Origin of the sequence: Parablautia sp. Marseille-Q6255 (assembly GCF_951230155.1) — a bacterium.
GTDB lineage: Bacteria > Bacillota > Clostridia > Lachnospirales > Lachnospiraceae > Choladousia.
Genome location: NZ_CATNVD010000010.1, coordinates 118,776 through 145,775 on the forward strand (window position 1 = coordinate 118,776; position 27,000 = coordinate 145,775).

Annotated in this window: 22 protein-coding genes; 3 read left to right on the forward strand and 19 right to left on the reverse strand. The window is 47.3% G+C overall.

What is annotated here, in order from left to right; translation table 11 throughout:
* Positions 1 to 132 precede the first annotated feature (132 nt).
* From QOX44_RS09285 to QOX44_RS09365, 17 genes are all read right to left on the reverse strand, one after another.
* On the reverse strand, positions 133 to 1,140 hold the full coding sequence (locus QOX44_RS09285) for a LacI family DNA-binding transcriptional regulator (protein WP_283682818.1): 1,008 nt from the start codon (positions 1,138 to 1,140) through the stop codon (positions 133 to 135).
* A 224-nt stretch (positions 1,141 to 1,364) separates the two neighbouring features.
* Positions 1,365 to 2,900: an FGGY-family carbohydrate kinase gene (locus QOX44_RS09290; RefSeq protein WP_283682819.1), complete on the reverse strand. Its 1,536-nt coding sequence runs from the start codon at positions 2,898 to 2,900 to the stop codon at positions 1,365 to 1,367.
* Between the two features lie 136 nt (positions 2,901 to 3,036).
* Entirely contained in the window at positions 3,037 to 4,056 is a 1,020-nt protein-coding gene (locus tag QOX44_RS09295) for a hypothetical protein (protein WP_283682820.1), read from the reverse strand.
* A gap of 14 nt (positions 4,057 to 4,070) precedes the next feature.
* Complete coding sequence (locus tag QOX44_RS09300) at positions 4,071 to 4,997, reverse strand: sugar phosphate isomerase/epimerase family protein (RefSeq protein WP_283682821.1); 927 nt, start codon at positions 4,995 to 4,997, stop codon at positions 4,071 to 4,073.
* 67 nt (positions 4,998 to 5,064) lie between these two features.
* Positions 5,065 to 5,958, reverse strand: a complete 894-nt coding sequence (locus tag QOX44_RS09305; RefSeq protein WP_283682822.1) for a shikimate dehydrogenase family protein — start codon at positions 5,956 to 5,958, stop codon at positions 5,065 to 5,067.
* Entirely contained in the window at positions 5,955 to 6,734 is a 780-nt protein-coding gene (locus QOX44_RS09310; protein WP_283682823.1) for an ABC transporter ATP-binding protein, read from the reverse strand. The genes QOX44_RS09305 and QOX44_RS09310 overlap by 4 nt, the downstream gene beginning before the upstream one ends.
* The gene (locus QOX44_RS09315) at positions 6,735 to 7,502 is read right to left on the reverse strand and encodes an ABC transporter ATP-binding protein (protein WP_283682824.1); all 768 of its coding nucleotides are present in this window, start codon (positions 7,500 to 7,502) and stop codon (positions 6,735 to 6,737) included.
* A 7-nt stretch (positions 7,503 to 7,509) separates the two neighbouring features.
* Positions 7,510 to 8,487 carry a branched-chain amino acid ABC transporter permease gene (locus QOX44_RS09320; RefSeq protein ID WP_283682825.1) on the reverse strand — a complete coding sequence of 326 codons (978 nt, stop codon included), beginning with the start codon at positions 8,485 to 8,487 and terminating at the stop codon, positions 7,510 to 7,512.
* A 14-nt stretch (positions 8,488 to 8,501) separates the two neighbouring features.
* On the reverse strand, positions 8,502 to 9,368 hold the full coding sequence (locus QOX44_RS09325; RefSeq protein WP_283682826.1) for a branched-chain amino acid ABC transporter permease: 867 nt from the start codon (positions 9,366 to 9,368) through the stop codon (positions 8,502 to 8,504).
* Positions 9,369 to 9,459: 91 nt separating this feature from the next.
* Entirely contained in the window at positions 9,460 to 10,602 is a 1,143-nt protein-coding gene (locus QOX44_RS09330; protein ID WP_283682827.1) for an ABC transporter substrate-binding protein, read from the reverse strand.
* Positions 10,603 to 10,654: 52 nt separating this feature from the next.
* Positions 10,655 to 11,956 carry an aminotransferase class V-fold PLP-dependent enzyme gene (locus QOX44_RS09335; protein WP_283682828.1) on the reverse strand — a complete coding sequence of 434 codons (1,302 nt, stop codon included), beginning with the start codon at positions 11,954 to 11,956 and terminating at the stop codon, positions 10,655 to 10,657.
* A 40-nt stretch (positions 11,957 to 11,996) separates the two neighbouring features.
* A complete protein-coding gene (locus QOX44_RS09340) occupies positions 11,997 to 13,001 on the reverse strand; it encodes an aminopeptidase (RefSeq protein ID WP_283682829.1) in 1,005 nt (334 codons plus the stop codon).
* Positions 13,002 to 13,228: 227 nt separating this feature from the next.
* Positions 13,229 to 14,287, reverse strand: coding sequence for a LacI family DNA-binding transcriptional regulator (locus QOX44_RS09345; protein WP_283682830.1), 1,059 nt, complete (start codon positions 14,285 to 14,287; stop codon positions 13,229 to 13,231).
* A gap of 269 nt (positions 14,288 to 14,556) precedes the next feature.
* Entirely contained in the window at positions 14,557 to 15,891 is a 1,335-nt protein-coding gene (locus QOX44_RS09350) for a polysaccharide deacetylase family protein (RefSeq protein WP_283682832.1), read from the reverse strand.
* Between the two features lie 15 nt (positions 15,892 to 15,906).
* Complete coding sequence (locus QOX44_RS09355) at positions 15,907 to 16,548, reverse strand: orotate phosphoribosyltransferase (RefSeq protein WP_283682833.1); 642 nt, start codon at positions 16,546 to 16,548, stop codon at positions 15,907 to 15,909.
* A gap of 95 nt (positions 16,549 to 16,643) precedes the next feature.
* Positions 16,644 to 17,354 carry a hypothetical protein gene (locus QOX44_RS09360; protein ID WP_283682834.1) on the reverse strand — a complete coding sequence of 237 codons (711 nt, stop codon included), beginning with the start codon at positions 17,352 to 17,354 and terminating at the stop codon, positions 16,644 to 16,646.
* Positions 17,339 to 18,100: a hypothetical protein gene (locus QOX44_RS09365; protein ID WP_283682835.1), complete on the reverse strand. Its 762-nt coding sequence runs from the start codon at positions 18,098 to 18,100 to the stop codon at positions 17,339 to 17,341. The genes QOX44_RS09360 and QOX44_RS09365 overlap by 16 nt, the downstream gene beginning before the upstream one ends.
* Before the next feature lie 227 nt (positions 18,101 to 18,327).
* Between QOX44_RS09365 and QOX44_RS09370 the strand changes: the two genes are divergently transcribed.
* Both QOX44_RS09370 and QOX44_RS09375 read left to right on the forward strand, forming a co-directional pair.
* Positions 18,328 to 19,902, forward strand: coding sequence for a polysaccharide deacetylase (locus tag QOX44_RS09370; protein ID WP_283682836.1), 1,575 nt, complete (start codon positions 18,328 to 18,330; stop codon positions 19,900 to 19,902).
* A 119-nt stretch (positions 19,903 to 20,021) separates the two neighbouring features.
* Positions 20,022 to 21,383 carry a spore germination protein gene (locus QOX44_RS09375; protein WP_283682837.1) on the forward strand — a complete coding sequence of 454 codons (1,362 nt, stop codon included), beginning with the start codon at positions 20,022 to 20,024 and terminating at the stop codon, positions 21,381 to 21,383.
* Between the two features lie 134 nt (positions 21,384 to 21,517).
* On the opposite strand, the gene QOX44_RS09380 is transcribed toward QOX44_RS09375, so the two are convergent.
* Together QOX44_RS09380 and QOX44_RS09385 are read right to left on the reverse strand one after the other, a co-directional pair.
* The gene (locus QOX44_RS09380) at positions 21,518 to 22,579 is read right to left on the reverse strand and encodes a ribonucleotide-diphosphate reductase subunit beta (protein WP_283682839.1); all 1,062 of its coding nucleotides are present in this window, start codon (positions 22,577 to 22,579) and stop codon (positions 21,518 to 21,520) included.
* 73 nt (positions 22,580 to 22,652) lie between these two features.
* On the reverse strand, positions 22,653 to 25,181 hold the full coding sequence (locus QOX44_RS09385) for a ribonucleoside-diphosphate reductase subunit alpha (RefSeq protein ID WP_283682840.1): 2,529 nt from the start codon (positions 25,179 to 25,181) through the stop codon (positions 22,653 to 22,655).
* A 249-nt stretch (positions 25,182 to 25,430) separates the two neighbouring features.
* Here QOX44_RS09385 and QOX44_RS09390 point away from each other — a divergent pair, with 249 nt between their 5' ends.
* Complete coding sequence (locus QOX44_RS09390) at positions 25,431 to 26,678, forward strand: IS30 family transposase (RefSeq protein WP_283682841.1); 1,248 nt, start codon at positions 25,431 to 25,433, stop codon at positions 26,676 to 26,678.
* Positions 26,679 to 27,000: the final 322 nt, after the last annotated feature.

Below are 27,000 nucleotides of genomic sequence, written 5' to 3' on the forward strand. Positions count from 1 at the left end.
TCTATGAAAAAAATTATTATTGTTTTTCTTTTTTGATAAAACGTTTTATCAGTTCGATGTTTTTTTCCGCTATGGAATATACATCGTTTTTTACCATAGCGGATCTTTTTATGTGTCAATATTCTGATCTTGTCAGACTGCACGCCCGGTACTTTTTCGCACAATTAACCGAGGCTGAAAATAGACATCTTCTGCTGTCTGTGTATTATGTTTAATCATGTCGATCAGCATTTTGCAGCTTGCTTCTCCCATTTTATATGCCGGCTGCTGTATCGTAGTAAGCGGTGTGGAAAGAAATGCTGAAAATTCCAGATCATCAAATCCTACTACTGATAAATCCTTCCCAATGCAAAGCTGGTTCTGCTCCGCCATCCGATAAACACCATACGCCATCAGATCATTGAAAGCAAAAATAGCTGTAACTCCCTGTTCATAGAGAGTCTGCGCGTGTCTGGCAGCCAGCTCCTCATGAAAATCACCAACCTTCACGAGGGCTTCGTCGTATTCAATCCCATATTCATTTAATGCTCGTTTATAGCCGCGAAGACGGGACAATGGCGTATACTCACAGCCAGTAATACAGCCAATCCGGCGATGCCCCAGTTCCAGCAAATGTTTGGTTGCTATATACCCTCCCTGCTCATTATCAAAAATTATGTTTCCGCTCGGAAAACGCATCTCTCCATTTCCTGCATTTGCAAGTGGTTTTTTTCTTTCATGATAATATGTATCTATATATTTTTTCAGCTCGGGTGTATCTAAATCTCTTGTTATGATCAGTCCATCTGTACTGTCATATCCCAGAAGATTTGCAAAGCTTTTCGGCTTATTCCAACGATTCTGCATATTTACCAGAAGCAATTGATATCCATTTTCCGATGCAACATCCTCTGCGCCCTTCGCAAATTCTGCAAAATATATATTACTGATGTCATTCAGGATAACGCCGATAATTTTAGTACAATTTGTCACTAATGCAACCGCATTTCTATTTGGCTGATAATTCAGTTCTTTTGCCTTCTTTTGAATAAGCTCTCTTTTTTCCTTTGATATTCTGCAATCCTTTCCATTTAATACCTGAGACACAGCCGTTATAGAAAGACCTACTTCATTTGCAACATCTTTAATTGTTGTTCCCATTTTATCGCATCCTGTCATTCACCTTAATTTAAAACAAATTTGCTATTTATTATCAACAAAATACTATTATATTTTGCGATAAAACCATATCTCATTTGCTAAAACGTTTTATCATCGTCAGTATATCCAAATTTTCTTCATTTGTCAATGGAAACATCCAACAAATTGCACTTTTAAATTTTGTTACTTATCACCAATATCTTATTTTATTTTTCTTTCCCTGTTTATTCACCATTTTCCACCATCTCCTGCATTTGATCCCACAATCCGTCAAGACACTCTAACGTTTTTCTATAGATCTTATATTTTCGATCATAGATTTCTGCAAGCTTCGGATCCGGTTTTATTTTCCTCCCCACTGCTGTCATATTTTCTACCGCCGCAGCCATAGACGTATACTCTCCAACTGCAGCTGCCGAAGCGATTGCGCAGCCAAGCGCACCTGCTTCTTCCGCTTCCACTGTTTCGATTGGAAGCTGCATGATATCTGCAAACATCTGCGCCCATACCTGTGACTTTGCTGCACCTCCTGAAAGGCGGATCGCCCTTGGTCTCTCATCCATTGTTGCAAGCAGTCTCTCAAGATGATAGCGGTGGCAAAAAGCAATTCCCTCATAGATACTCCGCGCAATATGTTTTCTCGTATGTGAGATATTCAGGCCCACAATACTTGCTTTTGCATTTGGGTGGACGTTCGACGCCATAAGGAACGGAAGAAATACAGGCACAAACACCTGGGGAGAAATGCTCTCCACCCATTCATTCACCGTCTCATATATGCTTCTGCCACGCTTTTTTGCCTCTTCCTCTGCTTCCGGCAAGAGCTGATGGATAAACCATTCATTATTTCCTGCCGATGTCGCGCTGGATTCCTCGATCAGATAATACTGCGGCAGTCCAAATAGAGAATTCATCTGCACGTTTCCGTCCAGTACCGGTTCCCGACGGATATATTCATTGATCGACCATGTCCCTGCGATCATACATATCAGATCCGGATAGATCACGCCAGATGCGATCGCGCATGCATTGATATCAAAAAAGCCTCCTGCAACGGGTGTTCCTTCCTTCAGACCGCACTGTGCTGCCGCCTCTTTCGTCACGTATCCGGCAATTTCATCTGCACGGCAAAGAGGCGGAAGCGCAAATTGCATTTCTTCAATTCCGAACAGACGCAAAAGCTCCGGCTCGTATTCCCGGGTTTTCAAATTCATAAAGTGCGCCCCGGAATAGTCCGTGACCTCAGCACGCGCTTCACCGGTCAGGCGAAACCGGACATAGTCCTTACACTCAAAGACGTATTTAATATTTTCATAATTCTTCGGCTCGTGATCTTTCAGCCATGCGAGAAGTGCAACAGGCTGACAGCTCATCAGGTGCTGACAGGAAATCGCAAAAGCCTTTTCCTCTGTACCATCTGCTCTCCAGCGTTCCACATAACGATATGCGCGGTTGTCGGTTGAGATAATGCCATTCCTAACAGGTCTGTCATCTTTCCCCCACAGGTACAGTCCTTTTCCATGCCCACAGATTCCCACACCTGCCACGCGCTCCGGCTCAATACCCGTCTTCTCCAATACGCCCCGTACCACCTGGCAGTTTGCCTCCCACATTTCCTCCATATCACGTTCGACAAACTCCGGACACGGTGTCAGTGCTTTCGTTGCGGTACTACAGCATCCGATCTGTTTTCCTCTGCTGTCAAAAAGCGCTGCTTTTGTAGTTGTTCCCCCATTATCAAGTCCGATATAATACTGCATTTTTATCCTCCTGTTCTGGTAAAATAAGGCTGCCGCAAAATACATATCCGCCGGATCGTTTTGCAGCAGCCCTGGATTTACACTCTGTCACTTATTTTTCATTTCAGACGTGCACCATTTCATCTCACATTCTTCATTACATAATCGTGTATCTTGCCACTTCCCCCTGTTCATGGTTTGCCGCATACAGAACTACAGAATTTTCCATTTCCTTTACGCAAATATTTGAAGCACCTGCGCCTTCATCTGCCTTCATCTGCTCTAAACCGAATGCTTCTGCAGTACACGGCCGGTACAGCTTTGTACATTTATCTCCGCTCCTGCTGCAGGAAATGAGCAGTACACCATCCCCGCATCTGCCGCTCCAGACTGCATGACCGAAATCAAGTGCTTCCTGCGCAATAGCCTCCCAGCCCTGTGAAGTTCTTTTGAGTACCTTCATGGCATTTCCGTGGAAAGGACTAATACAGACCATTTCGTCTGTTCCATCGCCATCCACATCATACATACACAGATCACTGACCGGCTCATCACAGAGTTTTCTGACAGCACACTGACCGTCAATCCCCCACACGCCCTCTGCTCCGCTTATCAGGATATAAGAGCCGCCTTTCTTTTCATATGTATACATACCGTGGTTTTTCGTAATGCCCTCGAGGAGCGTCCGCGTTTTGCACACCTGCATATCCTCATTCAGCAAGTATTCATACACAGCCCCCGGTCTGGACCAGTCATCTGCAAAATCTTTTCCGCCGCACAGCGTGGCAGCAATCAGTCTGCGTACTCCGGGCTTGCCCGTCAGTGCGATTCTGTGTACGAACGGCAGAGGAACGACTGTTTTTACTTCCGCTTCCATTACATCACAGATTTCTCCGCTGATCTTACAGCATACCACCTCTGCTTCCTGCGAATCAAATACGGGATAAAATTTCTGGATCGCAAGGAATACACCGTCCTGTTCCGGTACCGGTATGACTGCCATCACCCCGCCGTCCAGTCCTGCGATCTTTGATAATTTCTTCGTTTCTGTATCAACCATGACGATCTCACCGCCACGTTCTTCCGAAGCGCTCACACAGTATTCTCTCCCTTTGTAATTCATCAGACTGATACTGTAACACATAGAAAGCTGTGCCAGCTTTTCTTTCATAATCATACGTTTCCCGTCCTTTATTTTACGCTCATTCCGGCAATTTCAAAACACTTCATCAGAAATTCTCTTGCGTTGCGCTCCTTCAGCCATAAATTATCCCCCGGATGTCCCAGAACCTCTACTGATACATAGACATCCTTTACACCTGCCGGCTTATCATAGGATGCTGCTTTCTTTAATATTTCTGCACCAAGAGCCGGTGTCAGGAAGCCCTCCGTCTCAAAATCAGGACCCTCGCCCACATCCATATGCAGATCGCCAAAACACGGATGCGATGGATCTACGATCGCATTACACAGGTGGAACTGCGCCAGAAACGGCGCTGTTACTTCCAGCGATTTCATCAGATCCATGCCGCCCAGGGCCTCGTGCGCACTGTCCCAATGGATATATGCATTCGGGCACTCCTCGTGAATCGGCGCAAACCAGATCACAGATTCTTCGATCGGTCCGATCAGCTGCTTTTTAAACACGTAACGGTCAAGCGGTTCCAGCGTCAGATTCAGCCCCAGGCTCTTACAGTGATCTGCAATCTCGATCATAGATTCTGCCAGAACATTCTTTGCCAGCCCTCGAAAAACAGGTCCCGGATCGTCACCACTTGGAACGCCAAAATTTGTATAGCCTGTATCTGCCGCATAATTTGCCAGTTCCTTCACAAGCTCTACTGCCTTTCTCCGCCTTCCCTCGTCCAGATCGGACAGTCCGAGCTTCTGATCTTTTACATAGGGCGTTGCAAAAGTCGTTCCGTTGAGATGATTTTCTTCCAAAATACGGCGTACCTCTTTTCGATTCGTCTTATCGAAAAAGATTCCAAGCTCTACTCCCTTATAAAAGTCAAGCTCTACTGCTTTGTGCAGTACATCAATCATTCTCGCCTCATCGGAACGGTAAGGCATGAAAATCTCCAGTAAGTGTGCCGATGTCAATAGTTTCTGTGCCATCATCATTTCCTCCTCACATACCGCATCTGCTGCGGATTATTTGATTTTATAATTTCCTGCCGCTTTTTCAGCGCTCTACCCCAAGGAAGGAACAAAGTTCATCCAGGCACGCTTCTTTATGTTCCGGCAGCAGCTTCTTTCCAAACATAAAGTCAAAGATCACATCCATCTGGGAAACGAGCATCTGCATACCGGGAACAGTATTCAGCCCGTTTTTCTGCGCCGCCCCGATCACCTCTGTTTTCGGCGGATTGATAATACAGTCAAATACGGTTGCCGTTTTCGGCATACGGTCAATAAATCCGAGATAATCATGTTTTGCAGGAAAACCACACATGCCAAGCGGGGTAACATTTGCAAGAAGCTCACATTCTTCTGCCGCCCGGTCCAGTGCTTCCCGGGCTGTCGTGATCACTTCTGTCTCCATCGGTGTATTTTCCCTTAAAATTTTCGCGATTTCTTCAGCCTTTTCCACAGAACGGTTTGCAATATACAGTTTTTTTACATTTTTTCTGGAAAGCTCATATCCTACCACGCCGCTGATACTGCCTGCCCCATACATAAGCGCATTGATCCCGTCAAGCTTTGCTCCGCCATTTTCCATTGCGCGTATGGCTCCCTTTCCGTCCATGCCGACTCCGTGGCTTCCTTTCTCGTCAATGCGGATCGCATTGACCGACTGAAACAGCCGTGATACCTCGTCCACATCATCGAGCAGCGGGATAAAATCCTTTTTATGAGGCATCGTCGGACACAGATAGTGAATATTCAAGAGCCTGCAGGCGTCCATAAACTGCGGCAGCATACCCTTTTGAATCTCTACCGGCAGCATGATCGCATTCATATCCAGCACTTCAAATATCTTATTATAGCATCGCGGAGCATTTGTCTTGCCCATCGGCCAGCCCACGTTGTATACGATCTCTGTATCAAGATTTAATTTAATATTTTCAAGTTTCATTTTCCTCCAGTTTCTCCTCTCTCTGATCGATCCTGCTTTTTCGCACCCAGATATGCCTCACGGAGCATATTGTCAGCAATTTCCTGCATATTCTCCTGCTCGTTTGATACCATGCCCGTAATCTTTCCCGTGTTTAAAACGTATGCCCGGTCGCAGATACGCAGCGCCATGCTGGCATTCTGCTCTACCAGAAGAACTGTGATCCCCATATCGCGCACTTTTTTGATCACTTCAAATACTTCTGCTACAACGAGAGGCGCAAGTCCCATCGACGGCTCATCCAGCATCAGAAGCTGCGGATCTGACATGATCGCGCGGCCGACTGCCAGCATCTGCTGCTCGCCGCCGGAAAGTGTACCGCCAAGCTGTTTTTTTCGTTCATAAAGCCGCGGAAATGTCTCATATACCATATCCAGCAATTCCTTATCTCTTGCCTTTGTCCTTGTGCGAAAATATGTCCCTATCTCCAGATTATTTTCCACTGATACATCAACAAAAATTTTTCTTCCCTCCGGAACAAGGGATATCCCCAGCGGCACGATCTGATGACTCTTTTTTCCCACCAGCTCCGTTCCGTTGTAGAGAATACTTCCGCTGTCAATATGAACCATACCCAGGATTGATTTCATCAGCGTAGACTTACCCGCGCCGTTGGCCCCAAGGAGCGTTACAATCTCGCCTTTGTTTACTTCTGCGTTAATATCGGTGAGAGCCCTGATATTGCCGTAAGAAGATACCAGATTTGAGATTTTCAAAATCTGCGTTTTTTCTGCCATTTATTCCTCACTCCTTCCCAGATATGCTTCGATTACTGCGGGGTTCGTCTGCACCTGCTCCGCTGTTCCGTTTGCTATGCGGCGACCGAAATTCACTACGGTAATATTTTCTGAGATCCCCATTACAAGCTCCATATCATGCTCCACAAGCAGTACAGAAAGATGGTACTTATCTCTGATCCTGTAAATTGTTTTCATCAGCTCCTGCTTTTCTGTAGAATTCATGCCTGCAGCCGGCTCATCGAGAAGCAGCAGCTTCGGTCCGGTTGCCAGTGCGCGCCCAATTTCCAGAAGTCTCTGTGTACCGTACGGAATATTGCATGCCTCCAGCCCCATAATATCCTCCAGATGGAGGAACTTCAGAATTTCAATGCTTTTCTCACGGATTTCGGCTTCTTCTCTGCTGATTTTTACCGGATTGTAAATAATATTGAACATACCGCCAGAGCTTTTGGTATGAAATCCGGTCATCACATTTTCCAGTACTGTCGCTTTTTTAAAGAGACGGATATTCTGAAAGGTACGGGCAATCCCCTTTTCCACGATTTTATGAGGTTTCAGTCCGCTGATACGCTCTCCCTGAAAGGTAATATCTCCCTCTGATACCTTATACGCCCCGGTGATCATATTAAATACGGTCGTTTTCCCAGCGCCATTCGGGCCGATCAGTGCGGCAATCTGATTTTCTTCCACTGTCAGATCAAGATTTCCTACTGCCGTAAGACCTCCGAATACTTTTGATACATTTTTAAGTTCCAACAGAGCCATTGCGCACTCACTCCTTTCCTGTCAGCCCGGGCTCGGGTGCCTTTTTAAATCTGTCAATAAATTTCTGAATATACGGATACAATCCGCCTGGGAATTTCAGGATTACGACCAGAAGGATCACTCCATAAACAACAAGTCTCCAGTTTCCGAGAAAACGCAGAGCCTCCGGCAGCACCTGCATAACAATGCCACCGATAACAGGTCCGAGGATCGTACCAAAACCTCCGACAATCGCTGTCCAGAGTATGATACTTGACGTGTTGTTCGTAAATGTGTCAGGGCTTACGTACTTAATCATCATTGCGTAAAGAACGCCTGCAATACCGCAGTAAACAGCGCTGAGTACAAAGGCACGGATCTTATACGTCGTAACATTGATTCCCGTAAGCTCTGCCGCTTCATTATCCTCACGGATCGCGATCAGCGCCCGTCCTGTCCTTGTCTTAATCAGACGGTTCTGATACAGCAGCCCCGCCGCTACAAAAATAACAATCAGAAAATAGTATTTCGGAAGTGTATCAAATGCAAAGCCGAAAAGCTTCGGGCTTTCGATCCCCAGAACACCTGCCGTACCGTTTGTTACCGGCGTCCAGTTGATCATTACGATGCGGACAATTTCTCCAAATCCCATAGTCAGAAGAGCCAGATAGCTTCCTTTTACCTTCAACGCCGGAACTGCCAGTACCAGACCAAAGAGTCCGGTCAGAACCATAGCGCAGACAAGCGCCGGAAGAAAACCAAAACCAAATCTCGTATTAGTCAGTGCCGCCGTATACGCACCAATTCCGAAGAATGCCGCCTGACCAAGCGAAAGCTGCCCTGTATATCCTGTCAGGATATTGATTCCGGTACCAAGGATAATATAAATACCGATCATATTGATGATCTGCATAATATAATTATTTGGTGTAAGAAACGGGATCGCGATGACAATGACTGCCGCAGCAGCTGCTGCAAGATAACTTGTTTTTTTCGTGTTATTCATCTTCTCTTCCCCCCTTACAGTTTATTCTCAATTTTCTTATTCAAAAGACCTGTTGGCTTCACATACAGTACAATGAACAGTACGATGAATGAAAAAGCATCTCTGTATGCCGTTGAGATGTAGGCTGCGCCAAGCGCTTCTACAATGCCAAGGATCAGTCCTCCAAGAAGTGCGCCCCAGAGATTTCCAATACCTCCAAGGATCGCTGCCGCGAATGCCTTCAGACCGATCGTAGCGCTCATATCAACTCTTGCATATGTAAGAGGTGCGATCAGGATACCTGCGATACATGCCAGACCGGCGCTGATGCCAAATGTCAGAAATCTCATATGACTCACATTTATCCCCATCATAGCTGCTCCCTCCGGATCAGAGCTTGCAAGCTGCATACATTTTCCTACCTTTACTTTTGTAAAGAACAGATGCAGCAGGGTAATAATCGCAAGGGAAATCAAGATAATGCCCACGCTCTGCGGAGTGATCATATAGCCGCCGATATTCCAAAGCGCTGCCGGAAACATGCTCGGAAAAAGCTGCGGGTTTGTCCCCCATATTACCATGCTCATATTTCTGAGCACATACGACACGCCTACCGTTGCGATCAAAAGATTCGTAAACGAATCAAACTGTACTTTTCTTAAAATCCCCCTCTCCAGAATAAATCCCAGAAGCACTGCACAGGCAATCGCCAGGATAACCGAACAGTAAAGCGGCAATCCGAAATTAAACATAGAAAGACAAATAAACGTACCTACCATCATGGTATCGCCATGTGCAAAGTTAAGCATCCCTAATGACTTATAGATCATTGTTACACCGACTGCCATCAGCGCATAAATACTGCCATTCGTTAATCCATTCAGTAGCTGCTGAACAAGCATATACACACCTTCCCTTCTTTATAAATCACGGGCCATGCATTTTCATGACATGACCCGCAATTCCTTCCCCAAACCAGCGAATTATCCGTACTTATTTCTGCCAGTCAATAATCTTATGCTCACCGTTTTCAATCTGAATAATAATCAGATCCTTCACCATCTCACCTGTTTCATCAAAAGAAGTTTTTCCTGTTGCTCCCTCATAAGCTGCCGAAGCTATATATTCATTCAAAACTTCTCCGTCACTCCAGTCTGCTCCGTCAGCGATCGCGCGTTCTACTGCATCAGCAATCAGATATACAGCGTCGTACGACTGCGGTGCATTCTGATCATATCCGGCTCCAAAAAGCTCTGTATATTTTTTATCAAATGCCTGAACAGCCGGATTCGGATCTGCTGCATCAAAAGAGGTACACATCGTAAAGCCTTCTACCGCAGCACCGCCCAGTGTCGTAAGCTCCGGAGAATTCATACCATATCCGATCACCGGAATCTTGATCCCGTACTGCATCATCTGATTGCAGATCATGGCTGCTTCCGTATGATAGCCCCAAAGGAAAAAATAGTCCGGCTTTTCTGAATACAGTTTTGAAATAATAACAGAAAAATCTGTGTCGCCAGAATTATAAACCTCTGCGCCTACCATCTCGATACCATACTCTTCGCACATGCTGCTGACTGTCTTGTAGCCGCCCGTTCCGAAGTCGCTGGACTCATACATCATGCCGATCTTTTTTACTCCGCAATATTCAGAAAGATATTTCAGCAAGGTAGCTGCGTTTGTCGCATCTGTTGAAGTCATTCTGTAAATATACTCATTTCCCGACTGCGTAATAGAAATATTGCTGGAAGCCGGCGTGATCTGAGGTATCTTTGCCGCCTTTGTGATCTCCATATTTGCGATCGTACAGGACGATGGCTGAGAACCAATGACTGCGTTTACTTTATCCTGTTCCACAAGCTTCTGAACCGCCGTAACTGAAGTCGCCGGTATTGCCTCGTCATCTGCTGATATAAGGTTAATCGGAATCTCTCCGTTGATACCGCCTGCTTCGTTTATCTCGTCTACCGCCATTTGCACCGCATTGTTTAAGATCGCACCAGATACTGCTGATGAGCCGCTGAGCGGACATACAACACCTAAATTAAATTCTTCTGCTGCCCCAACCGGAACTGCTGCAGCGATCATCGCAAATGCCAACAAGCCTGCTAAAATAACTCTGTTTTTTTTCATACTGCTCTCCTTTCCCTGCCATATAGCTGCCACATCGCCATTCGTATCTCTCCTACTTTTCTGCTGCGATCTCGTCGATAATCTCCTGTGTGATCTTCAGGAATTTATCAATTTCTGCATACGTATGGCAGTGCAGCGGGGATACCCGCACTATTCCATGCTCGCCGATTGAGTTTACCTGACGGGCAGAGTAAAGAGAATCATCAGTCCTTTCATGTACGACAACACCCCTTTGCTCATACATTCTGGATACCTGAGCCGGTGCTCTTCCATCGAATGTAAGCGGTACGATCAGATCCCTCTCGGCCAGATTATCCATCTCTACGGCTACATTGACACCATCCATATCCAAAAGTCCCTTCTGTTCTTCCGAACCATACAGCATTCTCGCAAGAAGCGCTCTCTCGTGAAGCATGATCGCTTCCATACCTTTCAGATACAGCTCACGGCGCGTTGCATTTTCACCGAGATAATATTTACCGATATCCAGTACATAACTGAAGATTGCAGAAAGTCCTGCGTACATACCAGGCGCACAGCCGCCCATCTCCCAGTTGCTCTGTTTTTCCTGGATCAGCTTTCTGTGCGGCAGATTCATGACTCTTTCTGTCAGCCAGCCAGCTCCGAGTCCCCGGATTCCGCCAAATTTGTACGGTGCAAAATTTACTGCATCCACCGGTGCAGCCTGCATATCAATGGTTCCATGCGGCGTATGCTGAACAGAATCGCAGATGATGTAGAGATCCGGTTTGATCTTTCTTGCTTCGCGGACGATTGTCTCGATATCCAGAATTGCGCCAGTAATATTAGACGTCATGATAACAGACAACAGGCAGGTATCCTGATCGATCAGTTTCAGAATATTCTCTACCGGGATAGAACCTGTGCGCGGATCTGTCTGCGCCACCCGAAGCTCTTTGCCGAATTTTTTCGCGGCCGCTGCGCAGCCGTCGTATGCGGACGGATGCTCCAGCGCTGTCGTTACCACGTTCGTCCCCGGCACGTTTTCAATAATTACTTCCGATACGTCAAAGATGATGATGGATGCTGTCATAGAAGTCACGATGCAGCCATCCTTCGCATTGAACATTGTAGAAAGATCTTCACAAGCCTGTCCCCGGAGTGTATCAAGATAATCAGATGTCACGCCGCCGTGTCCGCCGCAGTTTGGGAGATCATCGACCTTCTGAAAAGCTTCTGATACTGGTTTCAGTCTCAAAGATCCGCCGGAATTATCAAAAAAGAGCCTTTCTTTTCCAGACATTGGATCCTTTTCCAGGTGCAGGCACTGACTGCGTACCCATTTTGTAAGCTCCTCCGGCATTAATTTTCCTTTATTATCTATAGCTGCCATTTTCTTTTCCTCCTGATCTTGATCTATTTCTGTCTTATTATTAGAAAACTACTTCTCCGTCCTTCAAAATGGTCTTTCCGTCAACCGTCATCGTCGCACCAGAGAACATCATATCAATATGAAGGATGAAGTCCTGATTATCCGTCTCGTTATTTCCAAATGCACAGTGCATATAACCGTAGCATCCCTCATCCTCCAGCATCCTTCCGCAAAGGGAGGCTGCCGGATTCAGCCCTACAGCAAGCTCTCCGATACGATACATTCCCTTTGTGTCGCCTTTTAGAAGATCACCTTCTGCAAGTGCCTTTTCAAAAAGCTTCGACTCCTCGGTATCCTGCTCTACACCGTCTACAAGTCCTGTGATCTTTGTGCAGTAGCTGTCCTCGATATAAACGACGATCGGCTGCTTTACAAGTCCGATATACGGATGAGTGATGGAACCGTCAATTACCAGCTTTCCGTGAGCTGTTCCCGGAATAGCTCCTACCGCGCACTCTACGTCTGGCGGAGAACATGTCTGTCCCGGCTCAAGCGCCATTGCATACTGTGCGAATATTTTGTGTCCTTTGATGCTGCAGTAATAATCGGTTCCGAGTTTTGTAGTTACGTGAACCTGATCTCCGCCCTCAAAGCCTTTTGCGATCTGATCTACGTATCTCTTGCTGTCGCCATTAAAATCATTATATAAACCTCCGCTTTCCAGCATACTGTAATCATAATCACAGCAATTGAGATCTCTTGCTCCGGCTTCGCAGGCCTGTCTTCTCGCCATACTGTGAGAGAGGGAAAATGTCGTAGCACGGAAAATGACATCTGCCTTCAGCATTGCCGCCGCCACCAGATCTGTAGGCTCCTCCCCATGCATTTTACGCGTTTCCATCAGGATCAGACTCTTGTTCGGAAACTCCTCCGCCGCATCCCAGAGCGCCATCCCCATATCCAAGCAATCCTCATCTGTAACGATCAGAATGTTTTCTTCTTTCTTACAGTTGGAGCATACCGTCAGCAATCTGCGGCACGCTTCATAAACCTTCTTTTCTCGCATCACTAATTCTCTCCTTTTTATTTATTTTTTTATAAACCTCGCGGCACCCCGCGAAATTTCCTCAGTTACTCGTGTTGATGCAATTTAAAAAAAATATATATTGACCCATCTTTTACTATTGTTCTGTGGATTTCCATACGCTTTTTTTCATCTGCAGTGGTGATTTTTGTTCGATAGTTACTCGAGTTTCTAATCTGCCTAAAACAGGTTCCTGACTTTTCAGTCATTCAGGCACTTTCCCTCATGACGATAGAAACCTCAATATATTTATCAGACGGAGTTTTTCCCTTGAGCAGACTCATCATGGTATTCACCAGTGTTTCCGAAAACTTCTCTTTAGAAAAGTCCAGGCTCGTCAGCGTCGGGGATACAATATTAGAAAGATAGGTATTATCTACTCCGACGATCGCCACATCCTGCGGGATCCGAAATCCCATTTTCTTAACGTACTGCATGATATTTACCGCTTCATAGTCATTTCCCGTGATAAATGCCGTAGGCTTTGCCTCTGCTCTATTATTTACCAGCATATTAAATACAGTTGCCAAAATCGTATCAAGAGACTTCGTATCTGTACAGACCAGCTCTTCTCGGAGTCTTAATCCATTCTGTTTCATCGCCTCAATATAGGCGCTGACTCTGAATCCGTCATCCTCCAGTCCATTGATCCGATACCGTATGGGAGGGATCATTGCGATATTTTTATGACCCCGCATGGCAAGATAATTTACACTTTTGATCATGCCATCATAATAATCCGGTGCCACTGTCACAATGTTCGGCGCTAATTCCCCATAATTTCTTGTTTTGAATAATACCACCGGAATCCCTGCATGTGCGATATAATTCAGCTGAGCAGTAGAAAAACGATTCGACATCATAAAAATCCCGTCAAACTGCCGCTCTACCAGCATTGGCATAAAGCTTTCATCGTCCCTGCTATAGCAGTGCGATACGTAATAGCCATTTTCAAAAAAACGGGTCTCTGCATCTTCCAGCCAGTCGTTCCGCAGATTATCGCAGACAAATGCGATCTGCATGGACTGATTTGTTTTCAGGCCTCTGGCCTGCATATTCGGACGATATCCTAACTCCTCAATAGCCCGCTTAACTGCCAGCGTCCGCTCCTCGCTGACATACTTGGAAGAATTCATCACATATGAAACGACTGCCGGAGAAACACCTGCAAGTCTCGCAACATCATCCCGCGTCACTCTTTTTGACTTCTGTCTTTTTATCTCCCGGTTCTGCATTTCATCTCTTCGCGCCCCGTGACCGCCTGGCATATATCTGCTCCAATCGCTGAGACGCTTTCTCCTCCCTGATATTCTTTTAGTTACTCGTGTTTCTGTCTATCAATCCAAAACTTTTTCTTTTTTATGGTTTGAGCATAGCAGTTTATCTATGAGATGTCAATCTCTTTTTTACTCTTTTCATTATTTTTGTAACATCTGCACCGTTTTTTATCTGAGATTTTATCTAACTTTCACAAAGTCAGAGTACCCACAGTTTCTCTGCAAGAATAAGAGAAACCATGGGTACTCTGAACCGCGCCCTAAAAGCTCCGGTAAGTAGTACCTGCTTTTAGCCTCGTCTTCCCTTTGTATTGTGCAAGCTGTGAAACAGTCACAAGCTGATACCCTCTCCTGATCAGAGCCGGGATGATCGTCTCCGCAGCTGCCACAGAGGAAGCATGAATATCGTGCATCAGCACAATATCACCATTTTTCACATGATCGAGCACCTCGCTTACTGTGTGCTGCGGATTACCTGTGTTCGCCCAGTCCCTCGTATCAATCGACCAGTAGATAGAGGGAAGTCCGATTGCATTTAAAACTCTCTGATCCCACGCGCCATCACCGTACGGCAGACGAAAGACCGTCGGATTCTTTCCGCATGCTCTTCGGATACTGCTGCTCGATACAGATACCTCCTGCCGTATCGCATAGTCGGACATAACAGAAAATCTGCCATGGCTGTTAGAATGGCTTCCTATCTCACATCCAAGCTTTTCCATGCGACTTACAGTAGATGCATATCCTCCCACGCTTGTCCCAACCAAAAAAAACGTTGCTCTTGCATGGTTTTTCTCCAGGCAGTCAAGCAGCCTGCCTGTATACGGACCGGGGCCGTCGTCAAAGGTCAACGCTACCATTGGCTTTGCCGGATCTACGGAGAACTCAACCGTTACCGCAGGATCATACACTCCGTTCTTTTTAAAAAAGCAGCCTTTCCCATCAATATACTGCTCTCCTGTCACCCGTGCCCCTGCCGTATCGAGATAATACTTTTTTTCTCCGAGCGTCAGCCAGCCTCCTCTGCGCTTTTTCCCTTTTTTACCTACATAATAATGCTTCTTACCGGTCTTTACCCAACAACTCTTTTTCATCCGGTACGTTTCTGTGTCAAAGAAATACTGATGTTTCCCGAGCGTCAGCCAGCCGGACTGTGCAGCTCCTGTCTTCTTACCAAAGTAATACTGTTCCCCGTCTATACGCTGCAGGCCGTGATACATCGCCCCGTCCGCTCCAAAATAGTACTGCTTCCCTTTTCTTGAAAGCCATCCTGATACAAGCCCTCTGTTTTTTCTCAGAAAATATGTATTTCCCCGATATCTGACCCATCCACTGGTACGCTTTCCTTTTGCATCGAGGTAATAGATCCGACCCTCATACGCGATCCAGCGATTCCTGATCCATGTACCGTCCTCCTGTAAAAAGCGCTGTGATCCTCCTTTTTTTACCCATGTGCCGGTCACCGCAGGTGCAAGAGCTACATTAGCAAGTCCGGTATCTTTCACCTTCGTTATTTTTGCCTGTACCGGAAGTCCTGCCGCTGCCAGCAGCAGTACAAGCAGCACTATCCGCAAAAATCCAGAAGCTCTCTTCATAAGTACCACCTGCTCCTACAATCTGGAGTATCCAAAGCTGTTCACGATCGCATCGACCTTTTGATGACGTGCGCACATCGGGCATTTTGCCGCCTCGTACGTCTCATAATTTCCAATATCCGCTGCGCTGAAAATATGGTTGATCTCTACTCCCTCTACCATATCGCTGGCGCTGAAGATCGCCGAAACGCCGCTGATCATCCCTCCGTAGTACTGGATACATTCCAGCGCACGTGCGACAGTCCTTCCCGTCGTAGCTGATGCCAGAAGAAGCAGGCAATGCTTGCCCTCGATCATAAACTGCATATTATCACGGAAAATAAGCTGTCCTCCCGGATTCATCTCCGGCGTGACGATATACATCGTCTTATGCTGGTTCAGTGACATGATGCCGGATGCTGTCAGCTCATCTGCCAGATACGCCCCGATCACCTCGCAGCCATCCATACAGATGATCGTATCAATATACGTGCTCGTCGTGTATTTACGGGCAAGTACGGAAGCAGCCGCGGCGGCCTCACTCTTTCTGGACTTCATGATGGTCATATCCACATAAGTATTGATATGGGAATGGTTCGTTGCAAAATGTCCCGGGATCACACGGATGATCGCATTCGGGTTCACGCTTGAATGAATCTTGGTCGTTTTTGTCTCCATAAATACACCTCCATGAATTTTTGTTTCAATGATGCATTAATTATATACAATGAAACGGCCGTTTTCAAGCAATTTTCAGGAAATTTACACAAATCTTAATATTTTTCGTCACAGTTTAAAAATTCCAGTGGATTTGCCGGAACGCTCATCCCCTTTTGTGCGAGTCCCTCCGCAAGCTGCCAAAAGCTGCTGCTGATACGGATCAGAAATGCTTTTTGATTGTACATTGCCACTTTTTCAAATGGCCAGCGCAGGATCTGCGGATAGTGAAATCCTGCTCCGAGTTCCAGGATACACAGTTTGCGGTTAAGCGTACAGGAAAGCCATCGCTTATACTTCTCCCACTGCGGCAGATATCCCTGTTCTATATACCCTTGCGTCTCTACCGTATGAAACGCAAGCGGTCTGCCGCACTGCGGACATACGGCGAGCGTTTCATCGTTTGCGGCAAGTACTCTGCCACAGATTTCTTCTGCCGGTATTATGTGCTCTGTGCACTGCAGCTTTGCCATGCTGCCGCACGGAGCGACGATCAGATCCTCTTCAAGTCCTGACCGGTAGATCAGGTCATCCGTATTCAGTGTTACGACAAAATACGGCTTCGCTCCAATCAGGTCGCGCAGCTTATTGTACGAGCGTATTATCTCATGATCCTCTGGAAGTGAAGCATAATAAGCACTCCTTACAAACGGATCTGCCTTCGCCTCGGGCGGAAGCTGCGGCGACAGCTCTTCCCCTATTCCGAGCAGTACCATATCTGCATCCTTGATGTGCTCTAATATCTGTTCTCTTATTGTCTGTTCCATCCATCTCTCCTTACTGCAAACAGATCCGCCAGGATCTCATCTGCACACTTATGTCTATACTGTTGTGGATCTGTCATAACCGATCTTCCTGTCACGTCCCATCGCATCTGCGCATACTGTGTCAGGTAATCTTCTCCTTTTGTATGATCCGGGTATTTTTCATACCACTGCGGAAAATACGTCTGCATATAATACCGGGCCAGAGCAGCCGCACAGCTTGCAGAATTCCGGCTTTTTGACGGCGTTCCCGCCAGCTGTACCCCCGGCGGGCTGGAGTGAAGGAGCACCACGCTCCCGTCCTCACAGGTTCCGACTACCATCCAGACATGCCCGCTGCTGCTCATAATGTCTCCTGCCTTGTGATCACATACCACGTGCTTCTCCCTGTATGTACCCCAGCCGCGTAAAGCAAACTCATGTGCCATCGCGCGGGCTGCCATCACGTAGCCCTCTCCTCCATCCTCTGTATGGAGAGTGTTATAAATGCACCAGCCGATATAGCCGGAGCAGTCCAGTCCATTCTCTGTCTGATACCGGGTGCGCCGGTAATCGTAGCTGCCTGTCTGCGCACGAAAAAAGGTCTCCCAGCGCGGACTGATCCCCATCGTACGCGCCGCATCCCCTGCCGCGCTGTCCGTGCTGTTCCATCCCCCGCCCCATACATACATCGTCCTTCCCACCGGCATGAGTCCGACCTGCAAAAGCTTCTTTAATGTAGCTGTCTGTCTGCGGCTGTCCCTGTGCATACTGTCATCCTCCAGCGGCCCGTACGGACCACCCCTTTGCATTTCATACATTCTATGCATATGGACGAAATGTCATGCCTGCCTGCGGCTTTTCTTTCCGTCAGGTAACGCTTTCTTCAGTATAATGTGCCGGAAAAAGCCTGTCAACACCCCAGAAACTGTTTGATACTTTCTGTCAGTTATGGTAGACTGGACATATCTGAAAATTTTATAAAGGGGAGTTGTAAATGAACGAAAACTATACAAATGAATCAGGCTTTGATGAGCTTGAAGAGCGCAGAAGGGCGCGCAGGCAAAAGCGCAGACGTCAGGTCGCACTGCAGCGCGCAGCTTTTTTTCTTGGACTGATCATCCTGGCTGCGGGAGTCGGCTTTGCAGCCTTTACGATCTCACGCAAAAACTCCGGCCAAGGCCAGCTAAGTGCCGGAAATGGCAGTACGGGATCTGGCGGTACAGCAGTATCTACGGAAGCGCCCAGGCAGACAGAGGCGCCCACGCCTCAGACACAGGAGACTGCTGCCGCACCTGCCGAGCCTTCCACGGAAAACGCATCGGATGCTTCCAGCGGTTCTGTCCTGGAGCAGGCGAGATATCTGGCAGCCGGCTATGACTATGACGGAGCGATCGAGCTCTTAAAAACCGTTCCCTCCTATGAATCAGACCCGGAGATCTCTGCCGCGATCAGTGAATTCGAAACAGCGAAGGCCTCCTGCGTGGCGGTCGATGTGACCACAGTTCCGCACATTTTCTACCACTCGCTGATCAATGATACGGACCGCGCATTTAACGTTTCTGTACTGGGACAGGGACAGGTTGATGGTATGAATGCGTGGATGACGACTATAGAAGAGTTTGACAAGATCACCCAGACCATGTATGACAACGGTTACGTCTTTGTCCGTCTGCGCGATCTTGTGGTAGAAAGCACAGACGCAAACGGCAATGTCACCTTTTCCCCGAATACGAACCTGATGCTTCCACCGGATAAAAAGGCGGTCGTGCTCTCTATTGATGATCTGAGCTACTACCATTCCTATGAAGCAGCCGGATATCCGGAAAAGCTCGTGCTGGACGAAAATGGCGATGTAAAATGCAAATATATTTCCGCAGACGGGACAGAGCAGATCGGAGATTTTGACGTTGTTCCCCGGCTGAACACCTTCCTGGAGGAGCATCCGGACGGTGCCTATAAGGGCGCGCGCGGACTGATCGCGATGACGGGCTACAATGGCGTCTTTGGCTATCGCACAGATTCTGATTATGAAACGCAGGAAAATCTCATGGAAGATCAGCGCAAATGGCTGGACGAGCATCCGGACTTTGACCGCCAGAAGGAGATCGAAGAGGCTACAGTCATTGCAAATGCGATCAAGGAAAGCGGCTGGGAATTTGCAAGCCATACATGGGGACATCTGAGCGTCACGAACAAAACCGTAGATGAGCTGCGCATTGATAACGAAAAATGGGTCAACAATGTCCAGAACATTGTCGGTCCGGTAGATACGATCATCTTCGCCCATGGCAACGACATCGGCGACTGGCAGGATTACAGCAGTGACAATGAAAAGTTCCAGTATTTCAAAAATGCAGGCTACAACTTCTTCTGCAACGTAGATGGCTCCGTGCCGTACTGGGTACAGATCCGTGATAATTATGTCCGTCAGGGCCGGATCAACCTCGATGGATATATGCTGTATCAGGCAAGTCAGGGCGCGACGACTGTGCTCGACAATATGTTTACCGCATCTCAGGTGTTTGATTCCAGACGCCCCACTCCCGTTGTTGCAAACGGTGAGGGCTGATCCTTAAAATAAAAATACAGGAATAAAAATAAAAACCTCCGGGCATTCTGTTCTTATCCGGTACTGTATCTGACACAGATATGGATACCGCTATGGAACCGAAACGGAGGTTTTATTTTATGTCTGATCTATTACACATTGGCAAAACAATCTTTGAGAACCGGGAACGGCTCGCAGACATCCTTCCCATCAAAGAAAGCTTTGACCTGATCCAGCGCGACATCCTGATCGGAAACAGGCAGTCGTCCTTTTATTTTATCGACGGTATGATAAAAGATGAAGTCATGCTCAAGCTCATGGACTCCATTATGAAGGTACAGGAGGCAGACATGCCCCCTGATGCTACTGCTTTCTCCCAAAAAAATATTCCCTATGTAGAGGTGGATATTCTGGGGGACTACGATCAGGTCCTGCGTAATGTCCTCTCCGGCGTGCTCGTTCTGTTCATAGACGGATATTCCGCCGGTATTGCGATCGACTGCCGCACATACCCGGCAAGAAGCGTGGATGAGCCTGACAAGGATAAGTCCCTGCGCGGCTCAAAAGACGGATTTGTCGAGACAGTCGTCTTTGATACGGCGCTGATCCGCCGGAGGATCCGCGATCCGCATCTTGTCATGGAAATGCTGGAGGTTGGCAGCTCTTCCCGCTCCGACGTCGTGCTTTGCTATATGAAGAACCTTGTAAATCCAGATCTGCTTGATAACGTAAGATCCAAAATCGAAGCAGTCCGTACGACAGACCTCTGCATGAACCAGCAAAGTCTCGCAGAAGCGCTGATCGGCACGAGGTGGTATAATCCTTTTCCCAAATTTAAGTTTTCTGAGCGTCCCGATACAGCGGCTGCCTGTATCATGGAAGGAAAGGTAGCGATCCTTGTGGACAATTCCCCCGCCGCGATGATCCTCCCAACCTCTGTTTTGGATATGATCGAGGAAGCAAATGATTATTATTTCCCGGCATGGACCTCTGTATACCTTAAAATCTCACGCGTCCTGATCCTGCTGCTGACTGTTTTTCTGACCCCGGTTTTTCTGCTGCTGATGAACAATCCGCAGTGGATCCCTGCTTCATTCGAATTTATCGCAGTCAAGGATGTCGTAAATATCCCTCTGGTTTATCAGCTTTTGATCCTCGAGCTTGCCATTGACGGGCTGCGGCTTGCTGCGCTCAATACGCCGAATATGCTCAGTACACCGCTCAGTGTATTTGCCGGTCTTGTACTTGGCGAGTTCGCCGTCCGATCCGGCTGGTTCAACGCAGAGGTCATGCTTTACATGGCGTTCGTCTCTATCGCCAACTATACACAGCCAAACTTTGAGCTCGGATACGCTGTGAAATTTATGCGCATGATCCTGCTCGTATTAACAGCAGTCTTTGACTGGGTCGGTTTTCTCGCAGGCTGCGCCCTGCTGTTTCTGCTGCTCTTTACAAACAGAACACTCTCCGGCAGAAACTATATGAATGTAAAGTTGAACTAGACCTTTCGCTGCTTCGCAGCTCTGTCTGTGGCTGGATGGGCGTCCCGCCCATCCTAAAAAAGGAGCGGCGCATCCCTCTCCCAGATAAATCTGGTCGGGATGCGCCGCTCCTTTTTTTGCATGGCTGGCCTGTTTTACAAGTCATCGATCAGGGCGGTGGATTTTGCATAGGCTGTTGAGCGCGCCTCGAAGAAGTCTGTTTTGACGAGGTTTGCATTGGAATACTGGGATACCCATCGCATGGACTCTGGCTCTTTTTCGCAGTCTGGATAGAGTATCTCGTATCCGAGGCTTGTCCACCGCTGATTGCCGAGATACTGGATGTAGTCGGTTATCATCTGACGGTTGAGCCCTGCTATGTCGTCTCCGATCACGTAATGTCCCCATGCGATTTCCTGACGCACACCTTCTTTTAGCAGCTCCCGCATGGCTGCTACGGTCTGCTCGTCGAAAAGCTCCGGCTCTTCTTTGCGCAGCTCTGTGATGATGTTGCGGAACAGCCACAGGTGGGTATTCTCATCACGGTTGATATAGCGGATCTCCTGTGCTGATCCTGGCATTTTTCCGTTTCTGGAGAGGTTATAGAAAAACATAAATCCAGAATAAAAGTAAATGCCCTCCAGTATATAATTTGCCATCAGCACCCGGAAAAGTGTCCTGGCATCTTTCTTTTTCTGAAACTCATTGTAGCAGTCTCCGATAAAGGTATTTCTCCGCAGCAGATGTTCATCGGTCTTCCACTGATACAAGATCTCCATCCGCTCCTCCGGGGAACAAATGGTATCCAGCATATAGGAGTATGACTGCGAATGTACACACTCCTGAAAGGTCTGTATATTCAGACAGAGGTTCACCTCGTTTGCCGTAATGTATTCTCCGATGTTCGGAAGATTTGCTGTCTGGATCGAATCCAGAAAGACAAGAAAGGAGAGGATCTTATCGTATGCCTCCCTCTCTGCCTTCGGAAGCTTCGGGTAGTCCTTCATATCCTGTGAAAGATTGATCTCTTCCGGTATCCAGAAATTATTCATCGCCTGGCGGTACCAGTCCGATGTCCAGTGATATTTTAAATTATTATAATCATTCAGATTCGTCGTATTGCCGCCGATCATGCGCCTGCTCCTCACATCCGTATCTCCTCCCGGATTAAAAAGCGGCTTGCGCACCAGCTGTCCGTTTTTTTCCCATTCCTGCATGTTTTTCCTCCCTTACTATCATGAACCTTTCTCGTTTTCTGCGACACACGCTCCGCGTTTTATATCCTGCCCTTTAGGAAGAGCAGGATTCACATTCTTCGACCTCCAGGGATCTGGAACGCACATAGTAGACCGTCTTGACTCCACATTCCCATGCTTTTAGATAGAGGTTGAGTACCTGGCGCATCGTGTATTCGTTCGTAATGTAAAAATTCATGGACTGTGCCTGATCAATATGACGCTGCCGCACGCCGCATGCGCGTATGGACCAGTTCTGATCAATATGGTGTGCATTTGTATAATACCAATACGTCTGCGGAGAAAGCTCCGGGGCTACTCTTGGCAGCATGGAACCCTTCTTTTCTTCTATAAAATATTTATTCATAACAGGATCTATCCCTGCTGTGGTCCCTGCAATGATCGAGGTCGAGCTTGTCGGAGCGATCGCCAGAAGATAGGCATTTCTCATTCCCTGCTCATGCACCTTCCTTCTCAGTCTCTGCCATGCCTCTGAGACATAATCACGTTTTTCAAAGTAGGCTCCGCTTTCCCAGTCTGATCCGGCAAAACAGCTATAGCAGCCCTTCTCTTTCGCATAATCGCTGCTTGCTTCGATAGCCGCATAATTAATTGTCTCAAACAGGTCGTCAACAAAGTCCAGGTGCTCCTGCGAATGCCATTTGATCCTGTTTTTGGCAAGCATATGATGATAACCGCTGACGCCAAGCCCAATGGAACGGTATTTGTGATTGGTGATCTTTGCATATGGAAGCGGATAAAAATTCAGGTCGATCACATTATCAAGCGCGCGTACCACCGTGCGCACTATCTGACGCATATACGCTTTATCCTCCACCGGCAGCTTTCCAAGTGACAGAGAAGCCAGATTGCATACGACAAATTCACCTGTCTTCGTCGTATTTACCACAACGGTATCTCCCTCCTGCGTCTCTACTTCCGTGCTTACCGTAGAGATCGGGGCCATATTCTGCGCGATCTCTGTACAGAGGTTGGAGCAGTAGATCATACCCGTATGCGGATTTGGATTCGCACGATTGACGATATCTCTGTTAAAGGTGAACGGTGCTCCTGTCTCTACGACAGATTTAATAATCAGGCGCACCAGATCCTTTAAGCCGATCGTACGCTTTGTGATCCTCGCATCCCGAACGCACTCCCAGTATTTTTTCTCCCACTCTTCCCCGTAGCAGTCCTCCAGGCTGTATCCCTTGACGGTCAGAATCTCATGCGGACACATGAGATACCAGTCCTGATCAAGATTTTCCTGCACCATCCTCCAGAACAGATCCGGGTAGCAGACAGCCGGAAATACATCATGCGCTTTCATGCGCTCATCTCCATTATTGGTACGGATCTGAAGAAACTCCGGAAGATCCCGGTGCCATACGTCAAGATACACTGCCACTGCTCCTGACCGGACGCCAAGCTGATCGACTGCCACTGCCGTATCATTTACAATGCGCAGCCAGCGGATCACGCCGCCTGCCGCTCCTTTAAAGCCACGGATCATACTGCCTGCCGCGCGTACCTTGCCAAAATACATCCCCATTCCGCCGCCGTATTTGCTTACCTGCGCAAAATTATCCACAGAGCGGAAAATCCCTTTCAGACTGTCCGGCACAGTATCAATGAAGCAGGAACTAAGCTGATGAAAAGGCTTTCGCGCATTAGAAAGCGTCGGTGTGGCCATCGTCACCTCGAGCTTTGAAAGCATATCATAGAACGCCCGGACCCAGGCCATCCGCCCCTCCTGCGCTTCCTTCATGGCAAGGTGCAGCGCAATGCCAAGGAACATCTCCTGCGGACTCTCCAGCGGCACATGGTCATGTGTCAGGATCACGTAGCGCTTCAGCAAAAGATCCAGACCGGAATAGTTCAGCAGACGATCCCGCTCCTCTGCCAGAAAGCTCTGCGCCTCGTCAATCTCCCTGCGCGTATACGCTTCTAACACATACCTGCCATACAGTCCCTCTTCACTCAGATATACAATCTTCTCCCACAGGCTGTGAAGTCCCCGCTTTTCCTCCTCCAGGCGGAGTTTTCTGTGAAACCGGAAAGACAGAAGCCATCCTGCGATCGTTTCCCACCGGGGCGCTTCCTGACTCGTAAGCTCTGTAGCTGCCTTGACCAGAGCGCCAAGCTTCTCATCCAGATCCATATCCGGTTTCAAAAATCCCAAAAACTTGCTGTTAAGTGCCAGGAGCGTATATACCTCTGCAGAAAATTCATTCTGTATATCACGCAGCAGCTCCTCAAATCCCTCCACCGGAAACTGGCGGGCCAGCTCCTGACGGGCGCTGCGAAGCTGCGTCCTGTTCTGCCGGTACAAAATATACGCTTTTGCCTCACGGAAATACCCCTGCTCCATCAAAGTTTCCTCAACAATATCCTGTATCCGCTCTACTGAGTCCGCCCCGGTTTTGATGATTTTCTTCTCTGCTGCTAAAAAGAGAGCATCCAGGTCTTCTTCTGCGGCATCTGTACCACAGGAATCAAAGCTTTTTTTCATTGCTGCCTTTATTTTTTCTGTCCGGTACAGCTCCCGCTGTCCCGACCGCTTTATTATAAACCGCTCTGTCATTTCTCCTCCTCACAATATATGGTATATTCTAAGCAAATTTCCCACTAAATCTATATTATAAAGGATGACGCCCACAAAGTAAACCGCTCATTTACAAAAATGATCAAACGATAATAACGCGAGAAATGTAAAAGTAACTTCCGGTTCTTCTTCGCACTTCCGGAAGCTTGTTTTTCATTAAGGCTTTATGAAAGACTTATTTCCGGTTATCCTCTTCCTGTGATGTTCATGGGAGAAAGGATGTACATAATGAGAGCAAAACATTTAACCTTAGAAGAAAGAAAAATAATCCAGGAGGGCATCGAAAAGCGCTTGTCCAAAACAGCCATTGCCCGTTCCCTCCACAAAGATCCGACTACCATTGCAAAAGAAATCAAAAAGCATAGAACCTTAAAACCACGCAACCGCTTCAATTCACCTGTCATCTGTTCAAACTTTAAACAGTGCAGCAAACCCCGTAAATACTGTTCTGAAGCCTGCCCGTCCTATGCCGAACAGTCCTGTTCCCTGCGTGACCGCTCCGTCGGCGCCTGCAACCATTGTCCGGACATCAAACACTGCCGGCTGGATCATTACTTCTACAACGCCAGTCATGCTCACGAAGATTATCTCTTTCACCTGTCCGATTCCAGACAGGGCGTTAATCTTTCAGAGCCGCAACGTCTACTCATTGCACAAACCATTGCCCCGCTCCTCAAAAAAGGGCAGTCCCTTTATCAGATCCTTGCTAACCATCCGGAACTCTCCCTTTCGGTAAAATCCCTCTACACCTACATCGAAGGCGGCGTTTTTAAAGACTTTGGCGTTGATAACTTCTCTCTGCGCAGACAGGTTTCCATGCGCGAACGCAAAAAGCTGAAAAAACGCAGAGAGCCGGTCAACTATGAGGGGCATAAGTTTTCAGACTATCTCGCGTTTCTTGCCGACAATCCTTCCATCCCGACAACGGAGATGGATACTCTGTACAACCAACCGCAAGGACCTTATATCCAGACCTTTTCTTTTCAGAATACCGGACTTATGATCGGATTCCTCCATCAGGAAAAAACTTCGGAATCCATGGCTTCTGCCTTAGATTTCCTTCAGGAGCTTCTCGGCATCGACTATTTCCGCCTCTTTTCCCTGATCCTCACTGACCGTGGGACAGAGTTTGAAAAAGTCTCCCTCTTTGAACAGAATCCAAAGAGCGGACAGATACGGACAAATATCTTTTATTGCGACCCACAGACACCAAGCCAGAAACCTCATGTAGAAAATAACCACAACTATGTCCGGAATATCCTTCCGAACCAGCGGAATCTCGAACACCTGACGCAGAAAGATCTGAATCTTATGTTCGATCATATCAATTCCGTTCCACGAAAGGTATTAGGCGGAAGAACTCCTTATGAGGTCTTTTCCTTCTTTTATGGGGAAACGCTGCTGCATAAGCTGGGTGTCAGACGGATCGAACCGGATTCCGTAACGCTTCAGCCGTATCTGCTGAAAATAGAATAAGCCAGCCACAACCGCTGACTTATCCTTACACCATTAATTTTGCCCCTATGAACACACGTCCCATATGTATTCTTCTGGGCAACGGAACTTTGTCTTTCACAAAAAAAGAAAAAGCTCCCTTTGCTCCGCTTTGCATGCGCAAAAAAGCGGAACTGTACTTAAAGTTTACACAAAAAAAGTCTTTTAGGCAAGAAAAACTTCCGTTTTCCTGCCTGAAAACAGAAGTTTCTCTTTCATCCGGACGTTACTTTTACAACCGGAAGTTACTTTTATAATTCACCAACGATAATAACGCGCCAGCACAGCCTTGCGATCTGTACAT

Bases quoted from the DNA above. Each gene is read 5' to 3' on its own strand.
- QOX44_RS09285 (WP_283682818.1), bottom strand. From the start codon at position 1,140: ATGGGAACAACAATTAAAGATGTTGCAAATGAAGTAGGTCTTTCTATA.
- QOX44_RS09290 (WP_283682819.1), bottom strand. From the start codon at position 2,900: ATGCAGTATTATATCGGACTTGATAATGGGGGAACAACTACAAAAGCA.
- QOX44_RS09295 (WP_283682820.1), bottom strand. From the start codon at position 4,056: ATGATTATGAAAGAAAAGCTGGCACAGCTTTCTATGTGTTACAGTATC.
- QOX44_RS09300 (WP_283682821.1), bottom strand. From the start codon at position 4,997: ATGGCACAGAAACTATTGACATCGGCACACTTACTGGAGATTTTCATG.
- QOX44_RS09305 (WP_283682822.1), bottom strand. From the start codon at position 5,958: ATGAAACTTGAAAATATTAAATTAAATCTTGATACAGAGATCGTATAC.
- QOX44_RS09310 (WP_283682823.1), bottom strand. From the start codon at position 6,734: ATGGCAGAAAAAACGCAGATTTTGAAAATCTCAAATCTGGTATCTTCT.
- QOX44_RS09315 (WP_283682824.1), bottom strand. From the start codon at position 7,502: ATGGCTCTGTTGGAACTTAAAAATGTATCAAAAGTATTCGGAGGTCTT.
- QOX44_RS09320 (WP_283682825.1), bottom strand. From the start codon at position 8,487: ATGAATAACACGAAAAAAACAAGTTATCTTGCAGCAGCTGCTGCGGCA.
- QOX44_RS09325 (WP_283682826.1), bottom strand. From the start codon at position 9,368: ATGCTTGTTCAGCAGCTACTGAATGGATTAACGAATGGCAGTATTTAT.
- QOX44_RS09330 (WP_283682827.1), bottom strand. From the start codon at position 10,602: ATGAAAAAAAACAGAGTTATTTTAGCAGGCTTGTTGGCATTTGCGATG.
- QOX44_RS09335 (WP_283682828.1), bottom strand. From the start codon at position 11,956: ATGGCAGCTATAGATAATAAAGGAAAATTAATGCCGGAGGAGCTTACA.
- QOX44_RS09340 (WP_283682829.1), bottom strand. From the start codon at position 13,001: ATGCGAGAAAAGAAGGTTTATGAAGCGTGCCGCAGATTGCTGACGGTA.
- QOX44_RS09345 (WP_283682830.1), bottom strand. From the start codon at position 14,287: ATGCCAGGCGGTCACGGGGCGCGAAGAGATGAAATGCAGAACCGGGAG.
- QOX44_RS09350 (WP_283682832.1), bottom strand. From the start codon at position 15,891: ATGAAGAGAGCTTCTGGATTTTTGCGGATAGTGCTGCTTGTACTGCTG.
- QOX44_RS09355 (WP_283682833.1), bottom strand. From the start codon at position 16,548: ATGGAGACAAAAACGACCAAGATTCATTCAAGCGTGAACCCGAATGCG.
- QOX44_RS09360 (WP_283682834.1), bottom strand. From the start codon at position 17,354: ATGGAACAGACAATAAGAGAACAGATATTAGAGCACATCAAGGATGCA.
- QOX44_RS09365 (WP_283682835.1), bottom strand. From the start codon at position 18,100: ATGCACAGGGACAGCCGCAGACAGACAGCTACATTAAAGAAGCTTTTG.
- QOX44_RS09370 (WP_283682836.1), top strand. From the start codon at position 18,328: ATGAACGAAAACTATACAAATGAATCAGGCTTTGATGAGCTTGAAGAG.
- QOX44_RS09375 (WP_283682837.1), top strand. From the start codon at position 20,022: ATGTCTGATCTATTACACATTGGCAAAACAATCTTTGAGAACCGGGAA.
- QOX44_RS09380 (WP_283682839.1), bottom strand. From the start codon at position 22,579: ATGCAGGAATGGGAAAAAAACGGACAGCTGGTGCGCAAGCCGCTTTTT.
- QOX44_RS09385 (WP_283682840.1), bottom strand. From the start codon at position 25,181: ATGACAGAGCGGTTTATAATAAAGCGGTCGGGACAGCGGGAGCTGTAC.
- QOX44_RS09390 (WP_283682841.1), top strand. From the start codon at position 25,431: ATGAGAGCAAAACATTTAACCTTAGAAGAAAGAAAAATAATCCAGGAG.